We start from the raw sequence: 17014 nt of genomic DNA, 5'->3' as shown, positions 1-17014 counted from the left end.
GAGCGGGACGGTGGCAGGTTTTGCGGGGACCTCAGCTCCCGCGACCCAGGCCCGAGAACACCCGCTCTCGCGTCTCGACCGCCAGGCCCGAGACCACGGCGAGCGCCCCCAACACCGGCAAGATCGCGGCCCACCTGATGATCTCGAGCGGGCTCGTTCCGCTCTGCGCGGCCAGACTGACGCCGAAGGGAAACAGCGCAGTGATCACTCTGCCGGAGTTGTAACAGAACCCCGCGCCCGTCCCGCGCAGACGCATCGGGAACAGCTCGGGCAGGTAAAACGTGAACGAGCCAAACACCCCAAACACCGTCAGCCCCACGAAGAACAGCGAGTAGAGACGCGCCTCGGGTGGCAGCGGCAGCGCAAACGCGACCCAGATGGCCAGCGCGCTCGCCAAGAAAAAGCCGAGGAACATCGGGCGCCGACCGAGTCGAGTCGCGATCGGCACGGTCAGCAGCGTGCCGACGATACCTCCGAGGTTGAACGCGCTGGTCCCGAGCGTCACGAAGCTGGCCTTCAACTTCGCGAGCTCGACTCCGCTCGGTTTGATGGGAAGCTCGTCGGTCAAGAATCGCGCGATCATCGGGATGAACGCGTAACAACTCCACCACGTGCACATGGCAATGAAAGCCAGCACCAGACCGCTCAGCGTGGCGCGACAGAGCGCCGGCGCGAACAGCTCCCGGAGCTTCGGCCGCACCTGCGGCTTCCAGTCTTCGGGCTCCTTCAACTTCATGCGAATCAAGAGCGCAAACACCGCTGGCACCGCGCCGGTCAGGAACACGGCGCGCCAAGCCAGCTCCGGGTTCCGTGCAAAGAATCCCAGCTGCCGCGTGAACAGGTCCGTGACGAAGGTCGCCAGAAAGAAACCGGCGGGCGCGGACGTGTAGAGCAACGCGCCGCCGAGCACGCGTTTCTTCTCCGGCATCGTCTCCGCAACGAGCGCGGCACCCGCCGCCCACTCGCCCCCGATCCCGAGCGCAACCACGAAGCGCAGGATGGCGAAAACGGCCATGTTGGGCGCAAAAGCGCAGGCTGCGGTGCCAATCGCGTAGACGAGCATGGTGATCAGCATCGTGCGCGTTCGACCGAGCTGATCCGTCAGCCTTCCGAACATCACACCGCCGACTGCCCAGCCGACCAGCAGCACACTCGACAGGGCGCCAGTCCAGAACACGATGGCGGGTTTAGCGCGGGGGTCGGAGTACGGGATCCCGAGCAGGCTCGGGACACACAACGCCGAGACGAAGTTGAACAAGATGCCGTCGAAGGCGTCGAACCCCCAGCCGAGCCAAGCAGCTCCGAGCACCAGCATTTGGTAGCGCGTGAGGCGAGCGCCGCCGTCCCCGGTCATTGCCCCGAGTTTTAGCAGGTCGGGGCGCTGCCTAGAGGCGCAGAGTGATCCGGTGTATGCCCTCTGGTCGATGGGCCTCTTCGATCGCTTCTCCCGCAAGCCGACGGCTCCCCCCCCCGCGATGCTGCCGCCCCTCGAGCTGCCGGTCGCGGCGCGCATCGTCAGCTTCGACGTGACCGACGCCGTCGGCAGCCTGATGCTCGATGCGAGCTCCCGCATCCGCTTCGGTCGCTCCGCGTGCCGCGGCTTCGAACCGGTGGTCGGCGCGCGGGTCCGCGTGACGGCGGTCGAACCCAGCCGTTTTGGCCCGCGCGCGACGCAGATCGAGCTGGACGCTGGGGACACGGACTACGACGACCTGCTGCGAAAACGCGACGAAAGAGCGGGCATTCGTGCGTCCGAGTTCCCGGCGGAAGCAGCGGCAGCGGCTCGGGTGCTCGGCTTCATCACCGTGCTGCTCGAGCGCCCCGTGCCGCAGGGAACTCAGGCCCTGCGCATGTGGGCCGGGGAGCTCGGGCTCGAAGAGCGCGGCATCGAGGTCTCGACCGAGGCCCGCCTCGCCCTCCGCCTCGCGGGCCACGACATCTCCACCCACACGAGCGACGAGCCATTCCCGAAGGAAACGCTCGACCTGCGGGACGTCGGTGACGAGTTTGCGCTGGGCGCTGGCTTCGTCTCGCTCGGACTCGGTGAGCCGGGACTCTACCGCGCGTCGCGCGCGCTGGGTCGCATGCCCGACGTGTGGGGCCCGAAGGGCGCGGCGCGCGCCCTGTCCACGCTCGCCCTCGCGCTGCTCGCCCACGGGCGTGGCGTCGTGCTCAATCGCGCGGGCAACCTGGTCGTCGACAAGAGCACCTTCGAGCGCCAGATGGGCGATCTGGACGATCCGGAGTGTGTGCCCTTTGCCGCCTGGCTCGACTTCACCATCGAAGGCGCGCCGCCCGTGTATCGCAGCTGGGGCATGGACGCGTTCGCGTTGCCCGACGTGCGCGTTGCCGTCGACCCCGGGGACCGCTGGGAGCGCTCACGCCGGCACGAGGCCGTGCTCTTGGCCTGCTCGCGCATGGTGCGAGAAAACGCCGAGCTCGAGGCGGGCACCGAGCTCGTGGTGCCAATCGGAGTGCGGGTCGGCGCGTACCCCATCGAGCCCGTCGAAGGCGACGCGGTTCACTACCAGGTCGCCGCCCGCGACGGCCTCGTGGAGCTCGAACCGCTGCCGGACGCCGTCGATCCGGTCGCGGCGTGGGAGCGTGCCTCGCGTCCCGACGCGCGCGATCCCGAGGCCATTGCCCCCAACACCTACCGCGCGCTCTTCAGCGGGCGCTTCTCCGACGCCTACCCGAGCGAGGTGCTCGCGTCAGTGCCGTGTGTCGCCAAGGAGGTGATCCCCCACAGCATCGAGGTCCGCAAACCCCAGGGTGATCCGGGGTTCCTCATCTTGAGTGCCGGCCTCGGTCGCGTTGCCCAGGCCGGGGGCGACACCGTCGCCGCTCCGCACGTCGAGCTGGCGGCCTGGGTCGACGACCACTCCTTCGAGCTCGTGACCTGGGTCGGCCGGCTCGCCCGCATGGTCCACGATCGAGGACCCGACGCCAAACCCTGGAAGGCCGGGGACACGCTGCTCGCTCCCATGTCCGAGCTCGGCATCGCCGGGTTCGTGCTGGCTGACGGCGGGTTCGTCGTGATGCCGAAGGGCGCACCCATCACCGTGCTCGCGCTCGTGCCGCTCGGCCCCGAGGAGTATGCACGCGCTCGCGGTGCCGGGAGCGCGTGGCTCGAGGCGAACTGGCAAGATCCAGAGGTCCGCGCGCGCGTGCGCAAGCGCTGGAGAAGACCGAGCTGATGCGCGCAGCGGCGAGCCAACCCGGTCACGCCCGGGGCGTGCGGCGCTCGAGGTAGCTCGTGGCCAGCGCAGCGGCGAGCCAACCCGGCACCACGAAGGCGAACTACCCGGCCCCACCACCGGCCCCCCCCCCCCCCCCCCCCCCCCCCCCCCCCCCCCCCCCCCCCCCCCCCCCCCCCCCCCCCCCCCCCCCCCCCCCCCCCCCCCCCCCCCCCCCCCCCCCCCCCGAGGCGGGGGATCAGCCACGAAGAGAGCGAAGGCAAGCGCGAGGAGCCACTCGAGCCTCAGCACGGCGATAGCGCGAGCGGGCCGGGAAGGCGACCCCCGCAGCACCCCCGCCCCCGGGCACCGAGGGCCCGCGCACGAGAGCGAGCCAAGCAGAAGCGGATGGGCTCCCCGTAGCGCGGCGCGACGGCAGCCGCGCGCCGTCGTCAGTGATGGAGCACAGGTTGACGCGGACCGTGGGGAGCGTGCTCGTTCGTCAGAGAGAAACGGCCATCTCGTCGGTCTCGCGTCGTCGTGCGTCTTGGCGCGGCGTCGATGTCGACCACGTCGATCACCACGCTGCCGCGGGGGCGCGAGGCCTCGAAGAAGGAGTGAGCGTCCGCGATTTGCTCGAGCGGATAACGCTTCGCGATCACCGCTCGCACGGCGCCTCGTTCGACGAGGGTGCGGACGTCGTCCAGCAATTTGCCGTTGCCCATCGCCACGCCGGCCATCGCGCGCGGCCCGCCGCGCAGCGCCGTGACCGCCATCTCGAGCAGCACCCGCAGCGTGACGTAGAGCGACAGATAGCGCCCCACCGTCGTCAGCGACGGGCGGAAAGCCTGAAAGTGGTTGCCCTCCGTGGTGTCGAAGATCACGTCCCAGCGCTCGTCGCGCTGCGTGAAATCCTCTTGGTTGTAGTCGATGAAGTGGTCGGCCCCCAGGGCGCGCACCAGGTCTTGGTCGCGGCTGCCCACGCCGGTGACGTGGGCGCCGAGATGTTTGGCGATCTGCACCGCCATGCGCCCCACACCGCCCGAAGCGCCAACGACGAGCACGCGCTCGCCCGGCTGGACCTTCGCCATGTCCCGCAGAAACACCAGGGCCGTCACCGCGCCGTAAGGGAGCGCCGCGGCCTCGCCGTAGGTCGTGTTCTCGGGCATCTTCCCGACGGCCTCGTCGGAGATGGCCAGGTACTCGGCATAGGCGCCATGCATTGCGCCGCCGAAGACCTCGTCGCCAACCGCGAAGCGGGTCACCTCCGCGCCGACCTCGACCACCCGGCCGGCGAAGCTCGACCCGCCGATCGGGTGCCGAGGTCGAAGTATGCCGGTGACCAACCGACCGAAGACGCCCGAGATCCCCGGGAAGTCGGCGGCGCGCAGCCGACGGTCGCCATGGGTGACCGCGCTGGCGTGGACCTGGACGAGGATTTGCCGGGCGCCGATTGTGGGCCGCTCGACCTCGGTCGCGGTCAGGACTTCCGGGGCTCCGTAGACGCGGTTCGCTACAGCTCGCATGGTGTGCTCCTCGTGGGTTGGTGCCGGCTCCAGCGCCGACACCCGAAGTATCGGCATACGATTGCGTTTTTGAAATCCACCAATTGTGTTGCTGTGATATGCATTAATGCATGGATTGGCGCCACGTGAACTTCGACTGGAACCGGGCGCGCGCGTTCCTCGCTGCCGCCGACGAGGGCTCTTTCTCCGCGGCGGCGCGAGCGTTGGGGGGCTCGCAGCCCACCATCGGCCGGCAGGTGACGGCGTTGGAGGAAGAGCTGGGTGTCGTGCTGTTCGAGCGGGTGGGTCGCGGCCTTTCCCTGACGCCCACGGGGCTCGAGCTGGTGGAGCAGGTGCGAGCGATGGCCGAGGCGGCGCTCAGGTTCTCGCGGGTGGCGACCGGTCAGTCGTTGTCCCTGGACGGTCCGATCTGCATCAGCGCCGGTGAGGTGGTCGCGGCCCACTTGCTGCCACCGGTGCTCGCCGAGATTCGCGCCGTCCACCCTGGCATCGAGATCGCGATCATCGCGACCAACCAGGTCAGCGACCACGAGCGGCGCGAGGCGGACATCGCATTGCGCAGCTTTCGCCCCTCACAGCCGGACCTGGTGGCGCGCAAGATCCGCGAAGACAAGGCGTACCTCTACGCGACGCCCGCGTACCTCGAGTCGATCGGGAGCCCGACCACCCTGGAGGCACTCTCCCGGGCCGAGTTCGTCGCCTTCGATCACACCGAGGCCTTCATGAACGGCCTCAATGCGCTGGGCCTGCGCGTGACGCCTGCGAGCTTCCCTTGGGTATCGTCCAACCAGCAAGTGCAGTGGGCGCTCATCACCCAAGGATCGGGGATCGGCGTGATGGTGGATCGGATCGGTGACGCCGATGGTCGTGTGGTGCGCGTGCTTCCGGACCTCATCACCTTCCCCTTGGCGACGTGGCTCACGAGTCATCGCGAAGTACGCACCAGCCGCCGCGTGCGCGTGGTGTTCGACATGTTGGCGGACGCGCTCAGCGCATGACGATCTGGGCGGCGGAAGCCGCAGCTGCAGCTGCCTGATTGTTCGTGGCGTCGGCGGCGACGTCTGAGCCCAGCCGCGGCGGGCCGACCACGGCTACGCAGCGCTCGACGGCTTCGGGTCGAGATCACCTCCTGCACCCCAACCCCCGCCGCCGATCAGCCACGCCGCGTCCGCCCGCGAGCTCGCTCCTCCTCGCCAAGCGCGCGCGACACACACCTCCGCCCCCAGCGAAGTCACCGGTCGCCTCACCTCTCCCCGAACCCCATCCCCAATTGCTCGGGCACGCGGTTGAAAGCGGCCACCCTCGGCGGCGCTCTCGAGCCTTGGCCGTCCTCGTGCTCCGCAATCAGCCGCGTGATTGCCGCGCGACTCGTGGCGACCTCCGCCCAACGCATCGGACCGGCGCAAATGCGGCGGCCGCATGAAGCTCAAGGCGACGCGCTTCGTGGTCCTCGACGGGGGACTCGTCATGCGCCTCCCAAAGCCGCGGCACTCGTGATATCACCGCAGATCATGCGGGGAGGTCTCAGGTGATGCGCCGCCTTGTGCCGCTTGCGTGCGCTCTCGCCTTCGCCTGTGCGGGCCAGGACGAGGAGCTGCTGATCCCGGTCGCGCCACCGTGCCCCGACGCCGGCTGCGGAGTCGCGGGCGGAGGCGGGGGAAGCGGGGGAACTGCGGGCAGCACGGCAAGCGGCGGCAGCGCGGGCACGACCGGCAGCGGGGGCATTGAATCGGATGCCGGCTGCTCCAAAGGCAGCGGCACCGTCGCGACCCTCTCGGTCGTCAACACCTCAGGTAGCGTCACCTACCAGGTGCTCTGGGTGGGCTACGCATGTGCCGAGGTCCCATATGGGACGGTGGCGCCTGGGGGCACCTACTCGGGTCAGACCTTCGTGGGCCACGTCTGGCGCGTGCGCTCGATCCCGTCCGGGGCGCTGATCAAAGAGCTCGTGATTCAGCCGGGTGCGAACCAGGTGTCGGTGCCATGAAGCTTCGCCATGCGCCGTTCACGCTGATCGGGGCGACATTCCTGGCGCTCTCGTGCAGCGGCATCGAAGAGCTACCAAAGGACCAGCCCTGCCAGGACGTCGCGCTCAGCATCGCTCAGCGCACCATGGACTGCACCGACGACGCGGGTCTAGCGCAGGAGCGCCTGCACGCCTTCGACGAGCGCTACTCCTGCGTCCCTGTCGACGTCGCAAAGGACGACGTCGGCAATCTCTACCATTGCTCGTCGGCCGTCGGCGGCATGAACTGTGAGCAAGTGAAGCAGGCTGGCGACGATCTCGACCAGTGGCTCACGGTTTCTACCGCTTGCACCCTCATCATCCATCGCGCTGATGGGAGCCCGCTGTGAAACGTCGAGTCCGCTGGGCCGTCGCCTGCTGCCTCACGGCGCTCTTCGATAGCGGCATTGCGCGCGCCGCCAGCACCGAGAAGTGCGTCTATAGCCGGGTCATCGCCAACACCTCGGGCTACCGCAACGCCCGGGTCGCCATCGATCACGCCGCGGACTTCGGCATGCCCATGCTGCTCGACCGCCGGGTCATGCCCTACATGGTCCAGGTCGAGAGAGGGCGCGAGCTCTCGTTTACTGCGGTGGGCGACACCAAGTGGGTCACCGACGTCGCCCACCTGCCCGTGCTGGAGATCGACATCCCAGAGAACTGCCCCGACGAGTACCGCTACACGCTGCGCGACTTCGACATGGGCATGGCAACCATGGGGTTCGGGCTTCAGTACAAGTGGATCGGTGCGTTCGCGTCGTTCTCCCTTTACAACGGCGGGACGATGGGGAACGCGACCCGGCGCGCCTTCGTCAACGTGGCGTTTCCGTACTTCGTCGGCCTGTTTTACGATATCTACGGACAGTACAAGCGCTACGACCAGCGCACGCCCAAGCAGTCACTGGTCGCGGACTACACCCTCGGGCTGGCGGCACAGGGCGGCCCCGTGGCATTCCGCGTCGGCTACGCGCGCTTCTCCGGGCTGATCGCCAACGTCGCCGTCCCCGACGCGCACGTCAGCGCCACCGGCGTCCTGGGAGATGAATTCTCGGCCATCACCTACGTGCGGGCGGGCGCGGACATGGTGCCATCCCCCGCTGGGTACACCAACGCCTACGTGCGCCGCATGGGTTGGCGGCTCCCGCCGCGCTACGACGTCACGACCGCCGAACCCATCGAGGACAAGCCGCATCGCCTCGGCTTTCTCACGCTGCACGCCGAGCAGAAGGACATCGTGGAGTTCTTCGACGCGGCCGTCGCGGCGGCGGTCGCTCCGACGGGAGCGTTGCACGAAGCGCGCGCCACGGTGCACACGTACGATTTCAACACCGCCGACCCCCGCGTGCGCGACGCCCGTTCGGGCCGCCGCGAAGGGAACGCGGTGCCGCGCCTGGCTCTCACCGGCGGCGTCGCCGGCCTGCCGAACCGCCCCTATTACGGCGAGAAGGCCGTCATTCTCCCGTCGTTTCGCGTCGATGCCGGCGTGCAGACGGGGGAGGGAGACGGCGGACGCTTCGCGGTCGATCTGACGTTGCGCTACTCCGATCCCGAGACGCTGGCCCTGTTCCCCATGGCCCACTACCCGTGGGAGACGGGGTTCGTCGTGACCGGCGAGCTCTAGTCAGCGCCCGCCAGCAGTTACTTGGGGAACTCCTTCTTCAGCGTGGCTTTGACCACGTCGTCGGTGAGTCCCTGCTCGGCTAGCTCTTCGGCCGGCCTCGGTCGCGTTGCCCAGGCCGGGGGAGACACCGTCGCCGCTCCGCACGTCGAGCTGGCGGCCTGGGTCGACGACCACTCCTTCGAGCTCGTGACCTGGGTCGGCCGGCAAGCCCGGTCACGCCCGGGGCGTGCGGCGCTCGAGGTAGCTCGTGGCCAGCGCAGCGGCGAGCCAGCCCGGCACCACGAAGATGAGGCCGAGGCGCGCGGCGAGCGCAACGGCCGCGAGCGCGGCGACCCAGATTTCTCCGCGCAGAATCGCCTGAAACGGCTCGCGCGTCGCCAACGCGCGAGCCAACGAGAGCTCGAGTCCGAGGAGCACCATCAGCGCCATCAGCGGCAACACGAGGCGTCGTTTCATACCGGCCTCGCCGTCAGCATGGCGAGCAGGAGCGCGTTGCCCAGCACTCCGCCCACCGCGAAGGTTCGCTCGTCTCCGCGGCAGACCGGCAGCCCGAATAGCGTAGCCGTGCGGAACATCCCCAGGAACAGCTCCGTGTCTCGGTGTGCGCGCGCCGCGCCGATCCCGAAACCTGTCGCGCCCACCGACACCCCAAACAGGATGGGACCCGCGTTGCCATCCCCCCGACCGTCGAAGCCGTCCGGGTACTCTCGGAGCGCCGTGAAGCCCAGCAGGCTGCGCCGCCCCGTCTGCCGCAAGCCCTGCTCGAGCCGAGCCGACAGCCCCGCGTGAGCGAAGCTCGTGAAGTACGAGCCTACCGCAGTGCCGGAGCCCCGCGGTGCGTCGAGTGGAATGCAGGTGCCACTGCGCGAGCGTTGCACCAGGTAACCCGATGCGTGCACCGCGCACTTGCCAAAGCGCTCCGCCCAGGCGTCCAGCTCGGCCTTGCGATCGACCCGCGTCGCCCGCGCCGTCAGCCCGATGGAGCCGATGACCGCCGTCACGTCGGGCGGCCAGGTCTCCCCGGGATAGGTCTCGGTCATGCCGGTGGGCGCCGCAAACACGCGCCGCGACAGCTCCGCCGTCAGGCGATCGTTCAGTGCCGCGTGCTGCGTCTCGGGTTCGATCAGGCGCAGCATGGCGAGCCCCAGGTTCACGTAGCCGAGATAGGCATGGCCCTCGCCCGGATCCATGCGGACCACCCCGTGCTGTCCGTAGACGCTCGCCGCGTAGGCGAGCGTGCGCGGGTCGGCCAACCGATCGGCGGCCACTCGCATCGCGGGCAGGTACACCTCGCGTCGCTCGGGGTGCGCGAGGATGAGCTGACCCAGGCCGAGCAGAGTCATCTGATAGATGGCGATCGCACTCTGCCCGTCGAAGCGCAGCTGACCCGTGTGATAGAAGAGCGGCTCCTTCTGGCTGAGAACACTGCGCGCAACGGCCCGCGCGAGCTCGTCTTCGGTGTCGACGTCGTCGGCCAACCAGCGCGCTGCACCTGCGCCGCACAGCTGCCGCGGAACGACGGCCAGCGTTGCGATGAAACACAGCACGACGGCGGCGAAGCGCGGCAGGAAGCGGCCTCGAGGCGCAGCGTCGCTCACGTGGCAAGACGTAGCACGGGCGGCCGGACCCGCGTGACCCCGCGCGCACGTGCGCCCTCACCACCGCCCAGTTTCTCGGGCCGACTGCCGCCCGGAGTTGGCCGTCCCGCCGTGCACACGGTTGAATGGCAAACGCTCGTGTTCGTTCGCTCGGTACGTTGGCCCGCACCTCCTCGAAGCCCCGGCTTCTGGGCGCGTGTGCGCTCCACGGTCGCCGACGCCGGGCCGAGCATCGGGGTGTGTGCGCTGAGCGTCGGCTTGTTTGCCCACGCCTGCGCGAGCGAACCGGATGAGCGCCCGAAGGGCAAAGCGGAACCGTCATGGCTCGTGACCACGTTCGGACCGAGCAATGCTCTTCCGGAGCCAACCGCAGCGGTGACGAAACCGGAGAGCCAACGCCTGCGCCTGCGGCGCGGCCTGCGCATGCCAGCGGCGGTGCGCGACAGTCTCGTGCTCGTCGCACGCGCGCCGGCGCGGGTCGATCCCATCGAGCCCGAGCCCGCAGAGAGTGCCTCCCCGCCCCCGAGCCCGCGTCCGGTAGCGCACGCCCCGGCGCCGCAAGCCCCACCTGCGACGCGGCTTGCGCTGCGCTCTCGAACCGTCGAGGAACGGCACGCGGCAAAAGCAGCCGCGGCGCCCGCCGAGCCAGCCCCTGCAGAAGTCACGCCCAGCGCGGCCGCTCCGACCCCGCCGCCAGCGAGCGTGAAGGCCGCGCCGGTCACGATCGCCGCGGCGTTCCAGCTCCCAGAGACCCCCGCGGTCGATCCAGTCGCGCAGACGTGGCGCCCTCCCCTGGTGCGCGACACCGATCTCCCGCCGACCATCGCTCGGCCCGATGAAGCACCGAGCGCAGAGCAACCCACCGCCGCAGCGGCGAAGCCGGCAGGGATCTCCGCTTCGCCGGCGCCCGCGGTCCGCGCAGCGCTGACCCCAGAGAACGCGGCGCGCGCCCGCGCCAAGGAATTGGCTGCGACCCAGAAGGCGGTCGCTTCGCCTTCCGTGGAGCCCGCGGCTGCCCCTTTGACCGCGACCACTCCCAGCGCCGCACCGAGCGAACGAGCCCCCGCGCCGAAGCCCGCACCCACTCCCGCACCCGCGCCAAAGGCCGCGCCCGCACCCGCGCCAAAGGCCGCACCCGCTGCCGCTCCCGCTCCCGCTCCCAGTCCCGCGCCGAAGGCCGCCCCCGCCCCCGCACCCGCACCCGCACCCGCACCCGCACCCGTTCCCGCACCCACTCCCGCTCCCACTCCCGCTCCCGCTCCTTCTCCAAAATCCGCACCCGTCGATCTCTCCTCCCTCCGCCCCTCGGAACGCCGCCGTAGCGAAGCCGCCGAGCGCGCCGCGAATCCACCAAAACCGAAACGCATCGATCGCCCCCGACGTCCCACACCGATGTCGCCGAACGATGCAACGCGCTACCTCGCCGACGCATGGGAGCGCCTCTCCGGTGAACGCCCGACCGAAGAGGTCATCAGTGTGCTCTGGGGCCAGTGGGCGCTCGAGACGGGACGCGGTCGCTGGATGGTCGACTACAACTACGCCGGTCTCAAGGGTCGGGCCCCCGACGGCGGAACCGCAAACTGGTACACCTGGGAAGAAGAAGAGGGCGGTTCACGCCGCATTCGTTCACGCTTCCGCAGCTACGAGGCCCCGGAGCACGGCGCCCTCGACTACGTCGAGATGTTGCTCCGCCGATACCCCAAGGCCGCCGCGGCGGCCAAGCGGGGTGACGCCCTGAACTACGTGCTCGAGCTCGATCAAGGTGGGTTCTTCACCGAGCGCCCCGAGCACTACATCCGCTCGGTGGTGAGCCTGGCGCGTGAGTTTCGTCGCGACGGCTACGCGGTGCTCTTCCGCGAGTGACCCCTCACACGAGGTGGCGACGCAGAAATGCTAGCGTCCGCGACCACGCCAACGCCTCCGACTCCGGGTGATGCGCACTCGGATCACTCGCGCGCATGAAGGCGTGTCCCGCGTCGTACAGGCACAGCTCGAAGGCGGCGCCCGCAGCCTTCGCGGCACTCGCCAGCGCCTCGGCGCGCTCGACGGCGATGACCGGATCTTGGCGGCCGAAGTGCGCCAAGATCGGCGCCTTCGCCCGGGTGAAGTCGGCGTACTCCGGCTTCGGGATGCCATAAAACGGCACTGCCGCAGCGAGCTCCTCGACCGAGCAAACCGCCGCCAGCGCCATCGCTCCTCCCAGACAAAACCCCGTCACGCCGACCTTGCCGTTGCCCCTCGGGTGCGCCCGGAGAAAATCCGCTGCGCCCTCGATGATCTTGACCGCGGCCGGGGTCTGAAGCGCGCCTGCAAGCTCCATCGCGCGGCCGCCGTCGGCCGTGGACTCGCCGTCGTAGAGATCGACCGCCAGCGCCAGGAATCCCTGCCCTGCGAAGCGCTCGGCCAGGCTGCGCATGTCGTCGTTCAGCCCCCACCACTCGTGAACGAGCACCAATCCCGGTGCTCGTTGCTCCGCGGGCTCGGCCAACACCGCCTGAGACTTTCCACCACCCCGAGCGCTCAGCTCGACCTTCTTCCACATCCTCACACTCCTATCTGACTTGCGGCCGCCTGGCGACACGGACGACTCAGCCGCTCTTGAAGCCGATCTTGCTGTGAGTGCCGTCGCAGTACGGCTTTTTGTTCGAGTGTCCGCAGCGACAGAGCGCCGTCTTTTGGGTGCGCCCGAGCGTGCGCCCGGTACCGCTGACGAGCTCCAGATTGCCCGCGAGCATCAGCGGCCCATCGGGTCGAGGAGTCACGGTCAGCTTGCCGTTGCGCTCGGCGAGCGCCGTCGACTCCCGGGACTCTGGCTCGCCGGTCGCCTGGAACCCCGCGGCGACGTGGCTGCCATCGCAGAACGGTTTGTTCTTCGACGCGCCACAGCGACACAGCGTCGCCCGCAGCATCGAGCCGTGGCCCTCGACCTCGAGCTCGGCGTGCAACGCCAGCGGTCCGTTCTCTCGGACGCGCACCAGGTTAACCAGCGGCGGTTGCTCAGCGGGACCGCCATCGAGTCGCTCGTAGCGGATGGCCCCCGACGGACAGGCGTGCGCGAGCGCGACCACTGTCTCGACCGGCGCTGCGTCGGGGTGGATCCACTCACCCTCCGCGTTCGGTACGAACACGTCGGGCCGCCCCAGCACACACTGCCGCGCGTGAATGCAGCGCTGACCCTCGAAGCGGATCAACAGGTTCTTGCCTCGGATCTCGTCGACTCCGTCGCTCATGTTCCCTCTCTAGGTCGTGGGAGGTGTGCATAGGACCAAAGCCGAACGCTGACAGTGGATGCCCGCGTTTTTCGAGCTCAGGACGCCCGCGCCGCCGATCGTGCCTGACTCCGCCCTCGAGCTCCCCGCTCAATTCCAGAAATACGGCGCCTGGTCGAACTCGGCAGCCCACTCGCTGGGCCCGGCGCGCCGCTTGGCTTCGACGTCGACGACGGTCAAACGCACCGACGGCGGCTGGCTGACGAAGATCGCGCGCCCACCCCAAAAAAAGAACGCGACCCACTCGTTCTTCGCGACCGGCGTCTCGGACTCCGGGTTGAAGGTGTCACTCTCGAACTTCAACAAAACCTTGCGCCGTTGACCGTGCCGCTCGGCGGTCGAACCATCACGGTACAGCGCGCGGCCGGTACCGGGTTCGAACGACGGCACGGCGTTGGACGCCGGCAGCTCTCGCACCAGCTTCAAATCTGGGGTCAAGCGAAATTGGCGCTGTCGAAGCGAGAAGAACACGTCGTCGTCCCAGGCTCGAAGCGCGGTGTAGTTCGAGATCGTCTGCGGTTCGGGTTCAGTGACGACCAAAAACGAACCGAGACTCTTGCTGAGATCGAGGCTGCGTGCGCGGAGCTCGACCTCGTGTCCTTGTTTCACGTAGTAGACACGCCCGTTGCGCAGGAGAACATGGGCGCGCTCGCTCAGCGGGGCGCAGACACCCCCCGCGAAGCTGCGGCGTGCCAGCACTCGGCCGGTGGAGATTTCCCAGAGCTCCAGCGTGTGATCGCCGCTCGTGCCTTGCACGACGACCGCGGCGCGGTCCCTTTCGGCGCTCACGCCGGAGCAGCTTACTGCCGGACGCTCGAGCGAGTGGGTGCGATGGAGCTCGGCATCGAACGTCTCGATGCGCAGCGCGCCTTGGCCCGCATCCCAGGTCGCAATGGCGCCCGAGGTGGTGGCGGCCAAACGCACGGCGTACGAAGCTGCGCCGAGCTCGACGTGCCGAACCGGGCTCAGGGACTCGAGGTCCACCTCGTAGATGGCCTTCGTTGCTGCGAGTAGCAGGGTCCCGCGCGGGTGTTCAGCGCTCGGGGGCTTCCAGGGCGCGGCATCGCTGACGCGTTGACCGTCGAGGATCTCCGCCGAACGCACCGCCGGCTCCGTTGGAGCCTGTGCGGCCGGGCTACTCGATGCGACGGATGCGATGGCTGCGACGTTCGTCGTCGGCGCCCGAGCCTCCCGTGCGCCGGCGCAGCAGCTCACGGCGACGGCGGTAACCAGTGCCACACCGACGAGTGAGACGGCCGACAAGAGCTTGGCGCGGCGGGTCATGGTTCACCGTGAGGTCGGTAGACTCCGCCGAGGCCGTGGCCGTAGGGCCCACTGCCAATCTTCAGCTCGCCACTTGGAGTCCAGTGCGCCCACACATTGGCCTTTTCATTGTGAACCCACACGCGGCGTTCGACGCCGCCGAATTCGCCTCGCTCGCCTCCGCCCCAGCAGGCGTCGACCTCTAACACGCGCACGCTCGGTGTCGCGCCCGACGGCCAGCCGGACTTTGCGAAACTGGGCGGGATGAGCCGCCCCGAGACGACCAGCCCCTTGCCCTCGACGGGCAAAAGGCGGTTGGAGCGCACAATGACGTTGTGATCGCGTCCGCCGAGCGGATCGAGGTGAATGATGTCACCGGCGCGCGCGCCCGCGACCTCGACCTTCTTGAACGCTTGCTCGAACGCGAACCGGCTCAGGTCCAAATTGTAACGGCCGAGGTTCGCGGGCTTCAGCCCTTCGCCCCGTGAATACAGGAACGCATGCGCAACGAAGCGCCGGCAGTCGACCCCGATACCGAGATCCCACATCAGCTTGCGTATCGCTGGCTCCACGGGCGTGCCCGAGGACTTGGAGACGGCTCCCGCATCGAGCAGCGCTTGAACGACCGCGCGGATCTGGGATGGACCGCCGGTGGACGTAGTCGCGGCGCGGATCGCGACCGCGAGCTCTTTGGACTTCGTTGGGCCGATGAGAGCCGTGATCTTGCGCTGGGCATCGGCCGCGCTGATGCGCGTTTTGCCTGCGTCCCCGTTCGATCGGAAATGGGTCGGGACCAGGACCTTTTGGCCCGCGACGATGTACGGCCCGTGCATGTCCTGAAAGAAGCGCTCGAGCCGCGCCCCAAATCCGGCATCACGTCGAGGCGAGGAGAGCGCCGCTACGGACGCTCGGCTCACCCCGGCCGGCAGACGCTGGGCCGAGCTCGGTGCCTGGGCCACAGAGCTCGCTCTGGTGCCGCCAATGCGGACTGAGGGAGGAGGGTCGGGGTGACGAGAGGCGCGAACCCGGGAAGCCGCATCGATGGGCATGCGCGCCTCGTCGGCGCGCCGACGCTTCAGTTGTGTGTTGGTTCTGGCCGTCCCCCGGCCGGCGGCTCACGCCCGACGCGCGGCAGATCCCTGGTGAAACGCGCCGCAATCTCAGCTACGTTAGTCGGCTTGTACCTGGAGGACCGATGAAAAATACGTGGATCGCGGCCGTGATCGTGGGTTTTGCAGCAATGACCGCCTGTGGCGGTGACGACAGCGGCGGCGGCTCCGGCGGCAAGAAGTCGACCGGCGGCACGTCCGGTGGGGGCAGCGGCGGGACCTCGACCGGCGGCAGCGGCGGCACGACGACCGGAGGCACGTCAGGCAGCGGCGGCGCCGCAGGCAGCGGCGGCAGCGCTGGCAGCGGCGGTGCTGCGGGCACCGGTGGAGCTTCTGGCTCCGGCGGATCGGCAGGCAGCGGCGGTAGCGCGGGAAGCGGTGGCGCGGCGGGCAACGACGCCAGCACCGGCGGCACCCCCAACGACGCGGGCAACGACGCCAGCACCGGCGGCACCCCCAGCGACGCGGGCGGTGATGGCAGCACGGGCGACTCGGGCACCAAGGCTTCGGCTCAGATCGACGCCGCCAAGGGTGGCAAGCTCGACATCGACGGAGCGTCGCTCCAGTTCGGCAAGAGCGCCGTCTCGGCGACGATCACCATCGACGGCGCGTCCTCGAGCTCGACATCGGGCCTGCCCCGCGCCAGCGACCTGCGCGGCAAGATCTACGAGTTTTCCCCGGACGCCACCAAGTTCCTGAAACCCGGCATGCTCATCCTGCCCACCACCGGAACGCTCCCGAGCGGCAAGCTCTGGTACGTCGCGTACCTCGATACCGCGAACAACACCTGGATCACGCTGCCGACCCTCAGCCTCACGAATCGTGTCGCCGCACCGGTCACCCACTTCACCAAGTTCGCGATCCTCGAGACCAACGGCGCGGACGTGACGGCGGGCTGTAATCCTCCGGCGGCCTGCGGCGGAACCCTCGCGTCACACTACGACCTCGGTGGGTTTTGTTACACCGGCACGTTCAGCAGCGGTTCTCTCCCGTTCTGCCCCACGAACTCCACGTCGACGGGCGGGATCCGGGCGGCGGGCGTCCTCGACTTCAACAGCGGCGCGAGCACCTTCCTCTACGGTCTGACCGCCGCCACGCGCACTGAAATGGTCTTGCAGAAGGCCTGCGTCGATGGGCTCGAAGGCACCTTCAGCACCACGTTTGCGACCTGTGAGGCCCTCGAACCCACGCTCAGCACCGCCTTCAACGACGCCGTCGCATGCACCGGCAATCGGGCGGTCTCTTGCCAGTGTTACATCTGGCAGAGCGGCGGGGACTCGGTGGTCAAGACCGGCACCTACTCGACAGCCGGCTCGAATTTGACCCTGACCCCCACCGTCGGCGCACCCGGCAGCATCCCGTACTGCGTGCAGAACGGGAAGATGTACTACGACGACACGGCCAACAAGTTCCAGTACGTCTACGTGCCCTGACGCCTCGTTTCGCC

General features: G+C 69.0%; 16 protein-coding genes. 7 read left to right on the top strand and 9 right to left on the bottom strand.

Annotated features, from left to right (window positions below):
* Nucleotides 1-31: 31 nt before the first annotated feature.
* Entirely contained in the window at nucleotides 32-1354 is a 1323-nt protein-coding gene (locus IPI67_17730; GenBank protein ID MBK7582033.1) for an MFS transporter, read from the bottom strand.
* A gap of 70 nt (nucleotides 1355-1424) precedes the next feature.
* Between IPI67_17730 and IPI67_17725 the strand changes: the two genes are divergently transcribed.
* Complete coding sequence (locus IPI67_17725; GenBank protein MBK7582032.1) at nucleotides 1425-3197, top strand: hypothetical protein; 1773 nt, start codon at nucleotides 1425-1427, stop codon at nucleotides 3195-3197.
* A gap of 431 nt (nucleotides 3198-3628) precedes the next feature.
* On the opposite strand, the gene IPI67_17720 is transcribed toward IPI67_17725, so the two are convergent.
* Nucleotides 3629-4702 carry an NAD(P)-dependent alcohol dehydrogenase gene (locus IPI67_17720; GenBank protein MBK7582031.1) on the bottom strand — a complete coding sequence of 358 codons (1074 nt, stop codon included), beginning with the start codon at nucleotides 4700-4702 and terminating at the stop codon, nucleotides 3629-3631.
* 110 nt (nucleotides 4703-4812) lie between these two features.
* Between IPI67_17720 and IPI67_17715 the strand changes: the two genes are divergently transcribed.
* Entirely contained in the window at nucleotides 4813-5700 is an 888-nt protein-coding gene (locus IPI67_17715; GenBank protein ID MBK7582030.1) for a LysR family transcriptional regulator, read from the top strand.
* Between the two features lie 93 nt (nucleotides 5701-5793).
* On the opposite strand, the gene IPI67_17710 is transcribed toward IPI67_17715, so the two are convergent.
* Complete coding sequence (locus tag IPI67_17710) at nucleotides 5794-5937, bottom strand: hypothetical protein (GenBank protein MBK7582029.1); 144 nt, start codon at nucleotides 5935-5937, stop codon at nucleotides 5794-5796.
* 293 nt (nucleotides 5938-6230) lie between these two features.
* Between IPI67_17710 and IPI67_17705 the strand changes: the two genes are divergently transcribed.
* The 3 genes from IPI67_17705 to IPI67_17695 are packed head-to-tail and all read left to right on the top strand — an operon-like array spanning nucleotide 6231 to nucleotide 8328.
* Nucleotides 6231-6689: a hypothetical protein gene (locus IPI67_17705; GenBank protein MBK7582028.1), complete on the top strand. Its 459-nt coding sequence runs from the start codon at nucleotides 6231-6233 to the stop codon at nucleotides 6687-6689.
* Nucleotides 6686-7057 carry a hypothetical protein gene (locus IPI67_17700; GenBank protein ID MBK7582027.1) on the top strand — a complete coding sequence of 124 codons (372 nt, stop codon included), beginning with the start codon at nucleotides 6686-6688 and terminating at the stop codon, nucleotides 7055-7057. Before IPI67_17705 ends, IPI67_17700 begins: the two co-directional genes overlap by 4 nt.
* Nucleotides 7054-8328, top strand: a complete 1275-nt coding sequence (locus tag IPI67_17695) for a hypothetical protein (protein ID MBK7582026.1) — start codon at nucleotides 7054-7056, stop codon at nucleotides 8326-8328. Before IPI67_17700 ends, IPI67_17695 begins: the two co-directional genes overlap by 4 nt.
* 213 nt (nucleotides 8329-8541) lie before the next feature.
* Here IPI67_17695 and IPI67_17690 read toward each other — a convergent pair whose 3' ends face one another.
* Complete coding sequence (locus tag IPI67_17690) at nucleotides 8542-8784, bottom strand: hypothetical protein (GenBank protein MBK7582025.1); 243 nt, start codon at nucleotides 8782-8784, stop codon at nucleotides 8542-8544.
* The gene (locus IPI67_17685; GenBank protein ID MBK7582024.1) at nucleotides 8781-9926 is read right to left on the bottom strand and encodes a hypothetical protein; all 1146 of its coding nucleotides are present in this window, start codon (nucleotides 9924-9926) and stop codon (nucleotides 8781-8783) included. The genes IPI67_17690 and IPI67_17685 overlap by 4 nt, the downstream gene beginning before the upstream one ends.
* 1392 nt (nucleotides 9927-11318) lie before the next feature.
* On the opposite strand from IPI67_17685, the gene IPI67_17680 reads away from it, so the two are divergent.
* A complete protein-coding gene (locus IPI67_17680) occupies nucleotides 11319-11789 on the top strand; it encodes a glucosaminidase domain-containing protein (protein MBK7582023.1) in 471 nt (156 codons plus the stop codon).
* A gap of 4 nt (nucleotides 11790-11793) precedes the next feature.
* Here the strand turns inward: IPI67_17680 and IPI67_17675 are convergent, their stop codons facing one another.
* The 4 genes from IPI67_17675 to IPI67_17660 form a co-directional block, all read right to left on the bottom strand.
* Nucleotides 11794-12468 carry a dienelactone hydrolase family protein gene (locus tag IPI67_17675; protein MBK7582022.1) on the bottom strand — a complete coding sequence of 225 codons (675 nt, stop codon included), beginning with the start codon at nucleotides 12466-12468 and terminating at the stop codon, nucleotides 11794-11796.
* 46 nt (nucleotides 12469-12514) lie between these two features.
* Complete coding sequence (locus tag IPI67_17670; GenBank protein MBK7582021.1) at nucleotides 12515-13156, bottom strand: CDGSH iron-sulfur domain-containing protein; 642 nt, start codon at nucleotides 13154-13156, stop codon at nucleotides 12515-12517.
* 129 nt (nucleotides 13157-13285) lie between these two features.
* Entirely contained in the window at nucleotides 13286-14479 is a 1194-nt protein-coding gene (locus IPI67_17665; protein ID MBK7582020.1) for a hypothetical protein, read from the bottom strand.
* Nucleotides 14476-15375 carry a hypothetical protein gene (locus IPI67_17660; protein MBK7582019.1) on the bottom strand — a complete coding sequence of 300 codons (900 nt, stop codon included), beginning with the start codon at nucleotides 15373-15375 and terminating at the stop codon, nucleotides 14476-14478. The genes IPI67_17665 and IPI67_17660 overlap by 4 nt, the downstream gene beginning before the upstream one ends.
* A gap of 278 nt (nucleotides 15376-15653) precedes the next feature.
* Between IPI67_17660 and IPI67_17655 the strand changes: the two genes are divergently transcribed.
* Complete coding sequence (locus tag IPI67_17655; protein ID MBK7582018.1) at nucleotides 15654-17000, top strand: hypothetical protein; 1347 nt, start codon at nucleotides 15654-15656, stop codon at nucleotides 16998-17000.
* The last annotated feature ends 14 nt before the right edge of the window (nucleotides 17001-17014 follow it).

This window comes from Myxococcales bacterium (assembly GCA_016706225.1).
Lineage (GTDB): Bacteria > Myxococcota_A > Polyangia > Polyangiales > Polyangiaceae > JADJKB01.
This window is presented reverse-complemented; position numbering and strand designations above follow the sequence as displayed.

Excerpts from the sequence above, each read along its gene's own strand:
- IPI67_17730 (MBK7582033.1), bottom strand. The coding sequence starts at position 1,354 with ATGACCGGGGACGGCGGCGCTCGCCTCACGCGCTACCAAATGCTGGTG.
- IPI67_17725 (MBK7582032.1), top strand. The coding sequence starts at position 1,425 with ATGGGCCTCTTCGATCGCTTCTCCCGCAAGCCGACGGCTCCCCCCCCC.
- IPI67_17720 (MBK7582031.1), bottom strand. The coding sequence starts at position 4,702 with ATGCGAGCTGTAGCGAACCGCGTCTACGGAGCCCCGGAAGTCCTGACC.
- IPI67_17715 (MBK7582030.1), top strand. The coding sequence starts at position 4,813 with ATGGATTGGCGCCACGTGAACTTCGACTGGAACCGGGCGCGCGCGTTC.
- IPI67_17700 (MBK7582027.1), top strand. The coding sequence starts at position 6,686 with ATGAAGCTTCGCCATGCGCCGTTCACGCTGATCGGGGCGACATTCCTG.
- IPI67_17690 (MBK7582025.1), bottom strand. The coding sequence starts at position 8,784 with ATGAAACGACGCCTCGTGTTGCCGCTGATGGCGCTGATGGTGCTCCTC.
- IPI67_17680 (MBK7582023.1), top strand. The coding sequence starts at position 11,319 with ATGTCGCCGAACGATGCAACGCGCTACCTCGCCGACGCATGGGAGCGC.
- IPI67_17675 (MBK7582022.1), bottom strand. The coding sequence starts at position 12,468 with ATGTGGAAGAAGGTCGAGCTGAGCGCTCGGGGTGGTGGAAAGTCTCAG.
- IPI67_17670 (MBK7582021.1), bottom strand. The coding sequence starts at position 13,156 with ATGAGCGACGGAGTCGACGAGATCCGAGGCAAGAACCTGTTGATCCGC.
- IPI67_17665 (MBK7582020.1), bottom strand. The coding sequence starts at position 14,479 with ATGACCCGCCGCGCCAAGCTCTTGTCGGCCGTCTCACTCGTCGGTGTG.
- IPI67_17655 (MBK7582018.1), top strand. The coding sequence starts at position 15,654 with ATGAAAAATACGTGGATCGCGGCCGTGATCGTGGGTTTTGCAGCAATG.